A 12,478-nucleotide genomic window follows, 5' to 3' on the forward strand; every position below is an offset into this window, starting at 1 on the left:
CATGGAAAGCACTTCTTATGAGTCTGATCTCGAGGAAACGCTGGCCAACCGCGAGCGACTGCGATCCAATCCCAATCTGTTGTATTGGTACGAGCAATTGTATCGATATCAGTTCGCTCACGAGCCCGGCCTTGACTCGGCCAAGATCCTCGAAATCGGAAGCGGTACCTCACCACTCAAGCAATTTGTCCCGAATGTCACGACATCCGATGTGCTGGCCCTTGACTATCTGGACCTTGTTTTCGATTGTCACCGCATTCGCGATCTCGCCGAAATTCCAGACCGGAGCGTTGATGTCATCACGATGACAAATGTTCTTCATCATCTGAAAGATCCCTTAGCATTCCTACGTGACGCAACCGCGAAGTTGGTTCCAGGTGGTCGAGTCTATTTTGCAGAGCCATTCTTTTCGGTTCTTTCGTATCCGATGTATCGGCTACTTCATCACGAACCTGTTGATTTTAACATCGAGAGACCTGTGCTGAACCGGGTGCATGGTCCTCTTTCGACTTCGAACCAGGCGATGCCGCATATGATATTCTTTTCCCGGCCGGAGTGGCTGGCGGAACTGGGGGATGTTTACGATCTCAAGCAGACGGATGTGCGCTATTTCTCAGGAATTTCCTATCCGCTCACCGGCGGCATATCACGGCGTTTTCCGATGCCGGCACCACTATATAAACTCGTCCACAGCATCGATCAGGCGCTGGTGAGGCGTCTCCCACGTGTTCTTGCCTCGTTCTTTGTCGGCACCCTGGTAGCCTCCAAATGAAAGCAAAGCATGCAGTTTATCGGGTCGCGAACGGCTTTTTCGAATATGGCTACCCTGTCTATTTTCCCCTCTATTCTGGGTGGAAGGCTTTTGCCGATCGTCGTGAACGCGCTCTGATCCGTGGCATTCTGCGACGAGGAATGACCGTTATCGACATAGGTGCGAACATCGGAGTATATACTCGCTTTCTCTCGCGAGGAGTCGGGTCCTCGGGCGAAGTACACGCATTTGAACCGTCGGAACTTAATTTCCTGCGGCTCGGCCAGTCGGCATCGAAGCTTAACAATGTATTCCTCAACCAAGCGGCTGTGGGGGATCGCAGCGGGACTACGACGCTTTTTGTCTCCCAGGAACTTAATGTTGATCACCGCACTTTCGATAGCGGTGATGGTCGCAAAGAGGTGCCGGTCAGGGTTATTGCGCTCGATGACCACTTCTCCCCTGCAAAACGCATCGATTTCATGAAAATCGATGTTCAAGGGTTTGAGCTAAGTGTGTTGAAGGGAGCAACTCGAATCCTCAAGGAAAACCGAGATCTTAAAATCCTGATGGAGTTCTGGCCCTTCGGGCTGAACCAGGCATCGACCTCTGCACGCGAGTTGATCGATTTTGCCCGAGATTTAGGTTTTTCCGTCGAACCGGTGCCGAACTCAGGTTCACCATCAATCGAGACGATGCTGGCAGCACCTGTCGGTCTCGAAAACTATTGGAATGTTGTCCTTTCTCGTACGTGAAAGGATTGTGAGGGAAACACAATGTTATCGACTGCGGCTAAAGTCAGGATTGCCCGCTGGCTTTCTACAATTGTCCTCGGTGGCAGGAGCCTTCTGGGGCTCTCGTCCAAGGTAACGGTCCATCGACGAGGCATCAAATGGCAGTTGAACCTGAAGGAAGGTATCGATCTAGCTATCTATGTATTGGGCGGCTTCGAGGTGAGGACGCTCAAGCGTTATGAAGCGCTAATCAAGGAGGGTGATGTCGTGTTGGACATCGGTGCCAATATCGGCGCGCATACCCTGCCCCTTGCAAGTCTTGTTGGTCCATCGGGCAAGGTCTATTCGTTCGAGCCGACAGCCTATGCCTACAGCAAACAGCTCGTAAACATCGGTCTGAACCCAGGTCTGGCCGCTCGCATCGCTGCAAACCAGATCATGCTGACAGACTCCGACTCGTCTGCATTGCCGGAGGCAATATATTCAAGCTGGCCACTTGAGTCCGCCGAAGACTTGCACATTGAACATCGTGGACGCCTGATGGGCACCGAGGGAGCGAAAGTTTCTACCTTGGACGCGTTCCTGGAAGGGAACGCTATAAAGCGCGTCGATTTTATCAAGATTGACGTAGACGGCAACGAAGCTTCGCTCCTAAGGGGAGCCAAGGCATCATTGGTCAAATTTAGGCCCCGGATCATGATTGAGCTCGCCCCCTATGTTCATGGCGATAACCCATATGAATTCGATGAGCTGGTGGCTGGAATTACCGCTCTTGGCTATCATTTCGACGACATGGCAACAGGCAAACGCTTGCCGTCGGATCCTTCCAAACTGAAGGCTTTCATCCCAGCGCTGGGTGGATTGAATGTGCTGGCAACCTCAAGCTATTAAATACTGCAGATTTAACAGAAGGCCGTTGCGACCCGGCCTCACCATCGACGACAAAACCATACGGGCCGATGGCTGATCCTCACCGGTCACGCGGCGGTTCCGTCGCTTGCAGTCGAATTGGTCTTATGGGCGACGGCCTGTTGATTGGATGTCGTTACGCCGATTGCCGACATAATCACATCGAGGATTGTGAAGGCTGCTATAAGTGGGAGGTTCTTGACGCCAAACACCGAGGCAATACCTGTCTTCCAACCGAACCACTCCTGCGTTAGGCCTTGTAGCGAATAGCTCCAGATGAGTGGCGCCGGCAGGTGCCGTTGTGAGGTTACCGAAAGCCCGGCCCGCTGGAGCAGCCCCGAGAGCCGTTCGAAATTGTAAAGGTTCAAATGACGCGGGAAATAGTAGCCGCCCCAGGTGCCACGAGCGAAGAGGCGGCGATCCCAGCCGTCGGTATTGGGTGTTTCTATCAACATGCAGCCATTCGGGGCAAGGGCCGATACGAGCCGCCGCGTGCTTTCTTCTGGCTCCCATAAATGCTCAATGAGCTGCAACATGAGGATTAGGTCGAAAGACTGGTGCGGAAGCTCCGCCGCCTCAAGCGGCGCCTCAATTAGCGCTATCTGACCAGCTTCTAGGGCCGTCCGCGTGGCTGCTGGAAAATGCCAGTCGAGACCGAAGAGTTGAATATCTGGACGTCGGCTTCGAATGGCCAGCAGCAACTCTCCATTACCGCAACCCACGTCAAGAACACGCGCTCCACTGGGAAGCGCTCTCATGACGGCATCGATACGCCTCAGGTTCACGACCGTCTTCAACCGTCCAAGCAGGCTAGAGCCGGCGCGAAACCGCTCTGAGAATGTTCCGTAGTTCGACGGGTACATAAGCGGCAGGGAAGCCTGCGTCGGTTGCGGATTGAGGTATATGTGGCCACAAGCGTGGCAGCAGGCCTGTTGAAATTGCTCGGATGTGCCGTGATAAATATAATCCTTACCGGTAGCAGTCACCGTGAAATCATGGCTGCCACACCCTGAACATCTCGTCGGCTTTGTTTCGATAGTCACGATATGAGCAGGCTCCAAATTATTGTCAGGTCGTCAGCGCGTCCTCGACCGGATCGCTGAAATCATCGTGCGTCCGATTCTTAGAAAGTTCGACGAATTTTCGGAATCCGCTCTTTTGCAGACAGCCGGGAAAACGTTTGTAAAACCCTCTTTCCACAAAATGGCGATGTAGAAAAGCGAGATTGTGCTGCGGCACGCTCGGAAATAAATGGTGTTCTATATGATAGTTGAAATTGGCTTGATACATCAGCCATTTCTCGAAAAAATTGGGGAGTGTGGTGCGGGCAAGCGGCGTCAAACGAATTTCACCATTGTTCATGGTGGGATAGTCCTCCGGCTGATGCTCGGCAATCGTTCTGATGATGTTCAACACGATAGCTACGGCGATAATTGGATACACCCACAAGAGAAAATATAAATACCAGCGGCCGGTTCCGATGCAGGCTGCGAGCAGAACTAAATTAAAAGTGACCGTGACAAGTGGAGCAATCCATTGCGGTGATACCGCAGCTGAAGCCGCCGCGGCCTTTCTCGCCCCTGGACCGTATTTGTTGAATACTAGCCAAAGTCCCAGGCCCCCAGATAGAGCTTTCGCCAGAACCCATGACAGTGCCCAAGGGCCTTTGATCGATTGGCGATACGGATAGCTATCACCATCGTCAGCTGTCCCAAGATGAGCGTGATGTGTCATGTGGCGTGAACGATAAGCGGCTACCGACATCCCCACCGGACCTGCAAAAAACAGGTCGCACCAGATATCGTTGGATCGTTTCCCGAGCCTTAGATGGTAGTGGGACGCTTCGTGGACCCACAGCAGCATGGCCTGAGTAATGGCACAGTTGACTAGGAATGGTATCCACGCCAGCCACAGTGGGCCATACAGAGCGAGAGCCCAGGACGCCAACAATTGTATCCAGATTGCTGTCGTCGCCCAGGATACCGCTGATGGTCGAGGCGTGTAGAGCGACTTCACGTAATCCATATCGAGCAACGCGCGCGCTGTCTTCATGCAATCGGCAAACTTAGCATCCATGCTTTTCTTTCCCAACGAATAGCCCGACCAGACTTCGATACTATACATTTTCAGGCGTCATTAAGACCAGTTATATCCAGTACCGTCATGAATTATTGAAAATCCGACTATGAGGTGGTTTGTGGCGACGGCTTGAATTTACTAGCGGCTCGCTCGCCGACCACGACAAGGCCAAGAAAATATAGCGGCCACAACGGGTGAGAGTAACGTGTGTTTCCAACGACGCTCGCCATAAGCGAGGCGGCATAGATCGGCGCCATACAAATGATCAGAATTGAGATCATCTGCCAGTTCCTGCGTGCAATGATGAAGCCCGCAAGCCCCAAAATAATGAAAAAATCGGGGGGGATGAGGCGAGTAATACCCAAGGCTGGCCGGAACATGTATGCCTGATCAAAGATGTAGGGCCCTACTCGGCTCGTATACCAGTCGATAGCGGCTTGGCTATAGAGGTAGGGTGGCTGCAAATAGAGAGCATTGTACGTTTCGAACGTTCGCTGGTAATTTTTTGCCAGGCCGGCGTTCCAACGATAGTAACGCTTAAGATGATCGAGCATTGCCTTCCCATCGAAGCCCCTCCTCAGGGCACGTGATGAATCGCAGCAGGTCGCTAGATACTGAAACCCAAGGGATGAAAGCGACAGCTGTAACTGGCGTAGCATGATTTCGGTGGATTGCGTTCTGACGGTTTTGGAGGCGGTATTGATAAGGTCTCCGGCTTGGTCACGACTTAGTCCCCGCGCCTCAAGGTCGCTCACCAGCTTTAAAACGTCGTTCGTGTTGAGCGCTTCGCGCTGTAACGTTAGCTTCTCACGAATCACGGGGTCAAAAACGACGCTGTCGAGTGCACGCTGAGATCGAGCGTCCAAGTCCCAGGCCACGTAGCTGGTATGCATCAGCATCAATGCATCCACGTTTAAGGGCTTGAACCGTCCGCCTGCCGCCGCTCTGTATGCAGGGTACGCCACGGCACTTGCCACCGCGACCACCGCGACCACACCGTAAAGCCAGAACTGCCTAAACCGCCTGCGTTCGAATACCGCGAGCGCGCTACAACCCGCACCGATGACCACCAGATAGGACCGGAACTGACAGCCGATGAACGTTAGGATCAGGAGACTAATCAATGCCCGGTAAAGAGGATATTTGCCATCAAGGCAACGAACGGTAACTGCGATGATTAGTAGTGCTAGCGACGCAGACAATGACTCCGTCAGGATTGCGCTGTGAAAATCCGAATAGTAGGCAAACGTTTCTATTAACACGACCAAGATGAGTTGAGAGCTTCGTTTGATCAAACCATCAAACCCTCTCGCGAAATAAACGCAGACCGCTGCGCTGAGGCCGTACTGCAGCACGGCGAAGGCAGGCCACAGCATTGTGCCAAAGATCTTTTCGAAAAGAAGGATTAAAAGTGGAAGTCCGGGAACAATGTGTTGAAAAAATAAGCCAAAATTACTTTCATTCAATTGGTGAAATGCAGCTGGGTCAGCTATAACCCTTGCGATCTCAAAATAAGCGATGGTATCGAACCAATATGACGCTCCGCGGCTGAACGCCATAGCCCCATTTAGAACAAAACTGACAATTAGAAGCTTGAGGGTGAAGTGGCGCTCGTTTAGAAACCAAGCGAGCATAGGTAACTCCATGACATTTGGATTGCGGAATCTAAGACGACTTTAACTGTCGCGTCGACCAATAACCGAACACCGAATGTCCGTGAAGTGTGTTTTGGCCTGGAACTGGTCCTGAGGCAAATCTGGTGTGATTTCTCTCAGGCGCGATGCTAGCGGCGAGTCGTGCTGAGACCCTTCGCCGAGACCCAGATATTTTTGCTGCCTCTCGCGTTCTCTTATAGGGAGCATGCGCCACAATCCACGCCATTCTCCTGTTTGATTCACCTCATTACGAAGCGTATGGCAGCGGCCACCGGACGCGCCGCCCAGGCGAACTTATCAGATGATGAGTCAAGCGACGCCACTCACCTGCCAAACTGGCCTCACTTTGCGGTGGATGAGCATCGGCGATCACCTCAATCAGGCTGCGGGAAGCAAGTTGGAGCCCATCAAGTTCAGCGGCACCTTCCACTCGCGAACATGGTCCTTTCGCACCGATGTCAAGCTATAGGACGAACCCTTGGGCATCGGTCTGCCCCGACATTCAAGTGGGAAAATCGGCGGAAAGGCTGATTTCCTCCCAGAGTTCGATCTGGGCCAGGCGCTCCTTCAGCTTCTGGGTGACGGCGTTATAGCAGATGGCCCCCAATACCAGGTGGCGGGGCGCCTGGTCCGCCTCGGTCGCGGCGATCATCGCCTCGCCGGCGCGTACCGGATCGCCCGGCTGGCGGCCGCTATAGCCGGAAGTAGCGCCCATGCGGGCGGCGGCGGTCTCGGCATAGTCGGCAATCATGCTCGGCGTCTGCTTCAGGGAGCGGCCAGCCCAATCGGTGCGGAACGGACCGGGCTCGACGCAGGTGACCTTGATGCCGAGCGACGCGCCTTCATGGGCGAGCGCATCCGAAAAACCTTCGACCGCATGTTTGCTCGCGGCGTAGTAGCCGGAGCTCGGAAGGCCCATGAAGCCGGCCATCGAGGTGATGTTGAGGATGTGGCCCTTGCGCTGCGCACGCATGCCCGGCAGCACGGCCCGGGTCATGGCGAACAGACCGAAGACGTTGGCGTCGAACATGGCGCGGATCTCGTCCTCCTCGCCTTCCTCGATCGATGCCTGATACCCGTAGCCGGCATTGTTGACCAGCACGTCGATGCGGCCGAATTTCTGCTCGGCGGCGGAAACGGCATCAGAAATCTGCTTCATGTCCGTCACGTCGAGATCGAGCGCCAGGACATGATCCTTGCCTTCCGCCAGATCGGCGACCCGATCCTTGCCGCGGGCAGTGACGACGGTTGGCCAGCCGCGCTCGATCGTCAGCTTGGCGAGTTCGCGGCCAAAGCCGGTGGAGCAGCCGGTGATGAACCAGACGGGGGTTTGAGTATGGGTCATGGGGAAAATCTCCGTGGGGTGCCGGATCAAACGATATGAGGCGGGAAAGGGATGGACGTCTCAAAGAGATAGAAACGCAAAAAAGGACGGCAAGGGCAATGCCCCGACCGTCCTTTGCAAATATCCGCCTTGCGGATCGATCAGTCGCTGACGCGTTCGACCACAGCGCCGCAGCGGGTGAGCTTTTCTTCCAGCCGCTCGAAACCGCGGTCGAGGTGATAGACACGGCTAACCACGGTCTCGCCTTCGGCGGCAAGGCCGGCGATGACCAGCGACACGGAAGCGCGCAGGTCCGTTGCCATGACCGGAGCGCCCTTCAGCCGCGTCACGCCTTCGACCCGGGCCTTCTGCCCGGAGAGCGAGATCCTGGCGCCGAGGCGGGCGAGCTCCTGCACGTGCATGAAGCGGTTCTCGAAAATGGTCTCGGTAATGTTCGAGACGCCGGAAGACCGGGTCATCAGCGCCATGAACTGCGCCTGCAGGTCGGTCGGGAAACCCGGGAAAGGCTCGGTGGTGATATCGACCGGCTGGATGCCGTTGCCGTTGCGCACGACGCGCAGCCCGCTTTCCGTCTCGGTGATATGGGCGCCAGCCAGGCGCAGCGTGTCGAGAGCGTTGTCGAGCAGCGAAGCTTCGGTGCCCTCGAGCACGACGTCGCCGCTGGCCATCGCAACCGCCATGGCATAGGTACCGGTCTCGATGCGATCCGGCAGGACCCGGTGGCGGGCGCCCGAGAGTGAGGTGACGCCGTCGATGATGATCGTCTGGGTGCCGGCGCCGGAAATCTTGGCGCCCATGGCGGTCAGGCATTTTGCGAGATCGACGACCTCCGGCTCACGTGCGGCGTTTTCGATCACCGTCGTGCCGCGGGCAAGCGTCGCCGCCATCATCATCACATGCGTCGCGCCGACCGACACTTTCGGGAAGACGTAGCGGGCGCCGATCAGGCCGCCCTTCGGCGCCGTGGCGTTCACATAACCGCCGTCGACCTCCAGGGTGGCGCCGAGAGCCTGCAGCCCTTCGAGGAAGAGATCGACCGGACGCGTGCCGATGGCGCAGCCGCCCGGCAGCGAAACGCGCGCCTGGCCTTCGCGCGCGAGCAGCGGCCCGATGACCCAGAAGCTCGCCCGCATCTTCGAGACCAGCTCATAAGGAGCGGTCGTATCGACGATGGTGCGGCAGGTGAAGTTGATGGTGCGGGAATAACTCTCTTCCTGACGCTCGCGGCGGCCATTGACGGCGACATCGACGCCATGATTGCCGAGGATGCGCAGGAGCTGTTCCACGTCGGCCAGATGCGGCACGTTTTCGAGCGTCAGCGTATCGCTCGTCAGAAGGGAGGCGATCATCAGCGGCAGAGCGGCGTTTTTCGCTCCCGAGATCGGAATGGTGCCCTTGAGTTCGTTGCCGCCCACAATTCTGATGCGATCCATAAGTTGTAACTCTTCCTTCTGAGCGCGAAAGGTGGCGTCCTTAAACGAAATCCGCCGCTGCTTCAATGAATTGCTGAAATGGCCTGCCCGAATAGACTGGCCGCTGCCCCGTCCCGGCGCATAAGCTATGATGATTCGTCCGTTTTTGCGGCAGGCAGCCCTTCCGTCGAATCCTCCTCGCCCGCCCGGCGCGCCCGCGCCTGGGTCTTGCGGCGCATCAGGTTCTCGCGAAGTTTGGCCGCAGCCTTTGCCTTGCGCTGCACTTCGCGCGCTTGAGCCGCCTTGCGAGCCCGGTCGCCGCGGCCTTCGCCGACATCTGCGCCTTCTGGATCATGCCGTTCTTCATCATTCGCCATGGCTCTCCATACCCAAAAAGCGGGGTTCTTGAAAGCGGAAGCGACGTTTTCCCCACTCGTTGGCAAAGAACTTGGAATTTGCGGCTTGCGCTGCCGGTGAACCTATGGCAATAGGCCGCTGCCGACGACGCGGGTCTTTCGCGCCGGCTGACGCTGCTATAGCTCAGGGGTAGAGCACTCCCTTGGTAAGGGAGAGGCCGAGAGTTCAAATCTCTCTAGCAGCACCACTTTCCTTCTGGAAAAGTGATTTGGACTTACACTCTCATTGACAGCTCCCCTCGCTCGACGAGCTGCAGAACCTGTTCCGAATTGCCCCACGTGCCGCGCCTCCTCCGGCGAGACGCTTCTTGCCGTCTCTCGGCAATTCTCCCTTCTATTATTAGGCGTGAACGCCAAAGGCGATGATCCGGCAGCGAACGGAACTTGTTATGCTGCCGTTCATTTTAGCTCTGCTAATTTGGCTTATTACCGTTGCTGGAGAGAAACAATGAAAGCGAAACAATTCGGATTGCTGGCGGGCATATCGGCCTTGCTTGTCGGCGTCAGCATTCAGCCTGCACCTGCCACTGCCCAAGGGTTCGAATTTGAATTCGGAGAACGTGGCATGCGGATCGAGCGCCCGGATTACTATGATCGGCGGTACGATCGGCGATATGAGCGCCGCGACGAGCGCCGCTATGATCGCGGCTGTAGTCCGCGTGCAGCTCTGAACGCCGCGTCACGATATCTGGACGACCCGTATATCACCGCGACGAACCGCAATTACTATTTTATCGCCGGATACGGCAAGCGCGGAGGAAACCGTGGCCGTTCAGATTCTGTCATTATCTCGCGGGCTCCCGGGTGCTCCCGAGCTTAAGGGGTCATCCGGTCGCACAATAAGGCTTGGCCTTGGATGGCGCCGGTCTACTCTATGCGGATTCGATACGTACTGGCGTTTGCATGGCCGCTCTGCGGATGCAGCAGAAATTGTCCACGTTGTGCTTGCAAAGGGGGCGATGGCCGCATTCGGGGAGAGGAGCGATGGAATCGTCGGCGGGCAGACAGCCCGCCGGCTGTGTCCGCAGCGTTCTCCTTTCTTGCACCCCCACACCGCCCGATGCTCTGGCGTGGCGGGCCACGATGGTTCCAGCCCATCCGCAATCTGAACCGACCACACTGTCCGCACAGTCGCTTCAGACAACTCCCGCTCAGCGATCCCAAAGAAGTGCTAACACACCAGAATATGATCTCAACAGCGGCGAAAGGCCCGTAAGGGGCCACGCGGGCGTGCAACCGCGGTGGAGAATCGTATATTGCACGGTTGGCAAAGTGGTCCCCGAACGTTTATTACGCCACCCATGTGAGAAGTTATCGTCGGGTACGACGAGCGGGAGCCCAATTGAACGCCAAGAAGAACCATCTAGATTCAGGCACTGTCGCTAGCGTTCTGAAACGGGTGATCGCCGAAAACGGCAGGGACCACATCCGCGGTTACGCGTTTGCGATCTTTTGTCTCATTGCGACAGCCATGTCCACCGCCTTCACGGCGTGGATCATGGAGTCCGTTGTCAACGAGGCTTTTGCTAACAAACGGGCCGATATGGTCCTGGTCATCTGCTTTGCGATTTTTGCGGCCTTCGTGGTTCGCGGGCTGGCGACCTACGGGCAAGCGGTGACGCTATCTAAGATTGGCAACAATATCGTTGCCCGTTACCAGCAGCGTCTTTATTCGCATCTCATGAAGCTGTCCGTGGGCTTTTTCGCGGAATCCCGCTCAGCCCGCCTCGCCGGGCAAGTCAATCAGAATATCGGTGGCATAAAAGACGTTCTCAACCTGGTGGTCACCTCGACCGCGCGCGATCTGCTGACGCTGGTGTCGCTGATCGCCGTGATGGTTTTGAAGGACTGGGTTCTCTCGCTGATCGTATTTGCTGTGGCACCACCGCTTATTCTGGCGATCCGCTACCTATCGCAGAGGCTGCGCAGCGTGACGCGCGAAGCTGTCGAGGTGAGCAGCAAAGTGCTTGGCGCCATGCAGGAAACGATCCAGGGCATTACGGTCGTCAAGGCATTTACGATGGAACAGCAGCTGGAACAGAAGGTCCAGCGCATTATTGAAACGTCCGAAAGACAGAGCAACCGGATTGCGCGCCTGTCCGAACGCACCGCGCCCCTTACCGAGACATTTGCAGGCGTGGCAATCTCCAGCGTGATCGGCTACGCCGCCTTCCGCTCCATCTATGATGATGTTGCCCCCGGCGCTTTCTTCGCCTTCATCACAGCGTTATTGATGGCTTACGACCCAGCCCGCCGGCTTGCCCGGATGCAGGTTCAGATCGAAAGAGCCGTCGTTAATGCGAGAATGATCTACAGTTTGCTCGACATGCAGCCGCTACAGCGGGAAAATCCAAGCGCACCCGACCTTGTCGTCACCAATGCTCAGATCGAACTGAAGGGCGTCGTGTTCGCCTATGGAAGCGGAGCGCCAATCCTCAAGGGGGTAGACCTGATCGCAGAAGGCGGCAAGACAACCGCTCTGGTCGGCCCGTCGGGAGCAGGCAAGTCGACGATCATCTCGTTGATCCCTCGTTTTTATGATCCGGCCGAAGGCCAGATCCTGATCGACGGACAGGACATAGCCAATGTGACCAAGGCCTCGCTGCGGCATAGCCTCGCCTATGTCACGCAGCAACCCTATCTGTTCGAAGGATCGATCCGCGACAATATCCGCTATGGACGGCCGGAAGCGACCGATGCCGAAGTGGAGGAAGCCGCCCGACTTGCCCATGCCCACGACTTCATACTCATGCAGCCGGCGGGTTACGAAACGCCGGTCGGCGAACACGGCATGACCCTCTCCGGCGGTCAGCGGCAACGTCTGTCGATCGCACGCGCACTCGTGCGCAATGCACCGATCCTCCTTCTCGACGAAGCCACCTCGGCGCTCGACAACGAATCCGAAGCCGCCGTGCAAAGGGCACTCGATTCCGCCATGCACGGGCGGACCGTCGTCGTCATCGCCCATCGCCTGTCTACAATCGTCAATGCCGACAAGATCATCGTCATGCATGAAGGCCGGGCAGTGGAAGAAGGAACACACGAGGAACTTGCGACACGCACAGATGGCCTCTACGCTCGCCTGAACAATCTCCAATCACCCGAAAAGGTTGAGCTGGAATGAGATGCAGGATGCTAGACGTGAGGAACGATGAATTCTGAAGCTCCAGTGCATCG

11 protein-coding genes and 1 tRNA gene are annotated in these 12,478 nt (G+C 56.4%); 6 read left to right on the top strand and 6 right to left on the bottom strand.

Annotated features, from left to right (window positions below; genetic code table 11):
* Position 1: 1 nt before the first annotated feature.
* The 3 genes from C5J26_RS10035 to C5J26_RS10045 are packed head-to-tail and all read left to right on the top strand — an operon-like array spanning position 2 to position 2,376.
* Positions 2-772: a bifunctional 2-polyprenyl-6-hydroxyphenol methylase/3-demethylubiquinol 3-O-methyltransferase UbiG gene (locus tag C5J26_RS10035; RefSeq protein ID WP_105401616.1), complete on the top strand. Its 771-nt coding sequence runs from the start codon at positions 2-4 to the stop codon at positions 770-772.
* The gene (locus tag C5J26_RS10040) at positions 769-1,506 is read left to right on the top strand and encodes an FkbM family methyltransferase (protein WP_105401617.1); all 738 of its coding nucleotides are present in this window, start codon (positions 769-771) and stop codon (positions 1,504-1,506) included. Before C5J26_RS10035 ends, C5J26_RS10040 begins: the two co-directional genes overlap by 4 nt.
* A gap of 21 nt (positions 1,507-1,527) precedes the next feature.
* Positions 1,528-2,376, top strand: a complete 849-nt coding sequence (locus C5J26_RS10045) for an FkbM family methyltransferase (RefSeq protein ID WP_105401618.1) — start codon at positions 1,528-1,530, stop codon at positions 2,374-2,376.
* 86 nt (positions 2,377-2,462) lie between these two features.
* Here C5J26_RS10045 and C5J26_RS10050 read toward each other — a convergent pair whose 3' ends face one another.
* The 6 genes from C5J26_RS10050 to C5J26_RS10075 all read right to left on the bottom strand — a co-directional run bounded on the left by C5J26_RS10050 (position 2,463) and on the right by C5J26_RS10075 (position 9,262).
* Positions 2,463-3,437, bottom strand: coding sequence for a bifunctional 2-polyprenyl-6-hydroxyphenol methylase/3-demethylubiquinol 3-O-methyltransferase UbiG (locus tag C5J26_RS10050; RefSeq protein WP_245441135.1), 975 nt, complete (start codon positions 3,435-3,437; stop codon positions 2,463-2,465).
* Positions 3,438-3,462: 25 nt separating this feature from the next.
* Positions 3,463-4,470, bottom strand: coding sequence for a fatty acid desaturase family protein (locus C5J26_RS10055; protein WP_105401620.1), 1,008 nt, complete (start codon positions 4,468-4,470; stop codon positions 3,463-3,465).
* A 107-nt stretch (positions 4,471-4,577) separates the two neighbouring features.
* On the bottom strand, positions 4,578-6,107 hold the full coding sequence (locus C5J26_RS10060) for a hypothetical protein (RefSeq protein WP_172745818.1): 1,530 nt from the start codon (positions 6,105-6,107) through the stop codon (positions 4,578-4,580).
* A gap of 523 nt (positions 6,108-6,630) precedes the next feature.
* Positions 6,631-7,473, bottom strand: a complete 843-nt coding sequence (locus tag C5J26_RS10065; protein ID WP_105401622.1) for an oxidoreductase — start codon at positions 7,471-7,473, stop codon at positions 6,631-6,633.
* A gap of 140 nt (positions 7,474-7,613) precedes the next feature.
* Positions 7,614-8,906 carry a UDP-N-acetylglucosamine 1-carboxyvinyltransferase gene (gene murA, locus C5J26_RS10070; RefSeq protein WP_105401623.1) on the bottom strand — a complete coding sequence of 431 codons (1,293 nt, stop codon included), beginning with the start codon at positions 8,904-8,906 and terminating at the stop codon, positions 7,614-7,616.
* A gap of 125 nt (positions 8,907-9,031) precedes the next feature.
* On the bottom strand, positions 9,032-9,262 hold the full coding sequence (locus C5J26_RS10075) for a hypothetical protein (RefSeq protein ID WP_105401624.1): 231 nt from the start codon (positions 9,260-9,262) through the stop codon (positions 9,032-9,034).
* Positions 9,263-9,414: 152 nt separating this feature from the next.
* Between C5J26_RS10075 and C5J26_RS10080 the strand changes: the two genes are divergently transcribed.
* From C5J26_RS10080 to C5J26_RS10085, 3 genes are all read left to right on the top strand, one after another.
* Positions 9,415-9,489, top strand: a tRNA-Thr gene (locus C5J26_RS10080).
* Between the two features lie 260 nt (positions 9,490-9,749).
* Positions 9,750-10,121: a hypothetical protein gene (locus C5J26_RS32640; protein ID WP_172745819.1), complete on the top strand. Its 372-nt coding sequence runs from the start codon at positions 9,750-9,752 to the stop codon at positions 10,119-10,121.
* Between the two features lie 522 nt (positions 10,122-10,643).
* Positions 10,644-12,425, top strand: a complete 1,782-nt coding sequence (locus C5J26_RS10085) for an ABC transporter ATP-binding protein (protein WP_105401625.1) — start codon at positions 10,644-10,646, stop codon at positions 12,423-12,425.
* Positions 12,426-12,478 lie beyond the last annotated feature (53 nt).

The organism is Neorhizobium sp. T7_12 (assembly GCF_002968535.1).
In the GTDB taxonomy this organism is placed as follows: Bacteria; Pseudomonadota; Alphaproteobacteria; order Rhizobiales; family Rhizobiaceae; genus Neorhizobium; species Neorhizobium tomejilense.

What these genes read in the sequence shown, in the direction of transcription:
- C5J26_RS10035 (WP_105401616.1), top strand. Translation starts at nt 2, where the DNA reads ATGGAAAGCACTTCTTATGAGTCTGATCTCGAGGAAACGCTGGCCAAC.
- C5J26_RS10040 (WP_105401617.1), top strand. Translation starts at nt 769, where the DNA reads ATGAAAGCAAAGCATGCAGTTTATCGGGTCGCGAACGGCTTTTTCGAA.
- C5J26_RS10045 (WP_105401618.1), top strand. Translation starts at nt 1,528, where the DNA reads ATGTTATCGACTGCGGCTAAAGTCAGGATTGCCCGCTGGCTTTCTACA.
- C5J26_RS10055 (WP_105401620.1), bottom strand. Translation starts at nt 4,470, where the DNA reads ATGGATGCTAAGTTTGCCGATTGCATGAAGACAGCGCGCGCGTTGCTC.
- C5J26_RS10060 (WP_172745818.1), bottom strand. Translation starts at nt 6,107, where the DNA reads ATGCTCGCTTGGTTTCTAAACGAGCGCCACTTCACCCTCAAGCTTCTA.
- C5J26_RS10065 (WP_105401622.1), bottom strand. Translation starts at nt 7,473, where the DNA reads ATGACCCATACTCAAACCCCCGTCTGGTTCATCACCGGCTGCTCCACC.
- murA (WP_105401623.1), bottom strand. Translation starts at nt 8,906, where the DNA reads ATGGATCGCATCAGAATTGTGGGCGGCAACGAACTCAAGGGCACCATT.
- C5J26_RS10075 (WP_105401624.1), bottom strand. Translation starts at nt 9,262, where the DNA reads ATGGCGAATGATGAAGAACGGCATGATCCAGAAGGCGCAGATGTCGGC.
- C5J26_RS32640 (WP_172745819.1), top strand. Translation starts at nt 9,750, where the DNA reads ATGAAAGCGAAACAATTCGGATTGCTGGCGGGCATATCGGCCTTGCTT.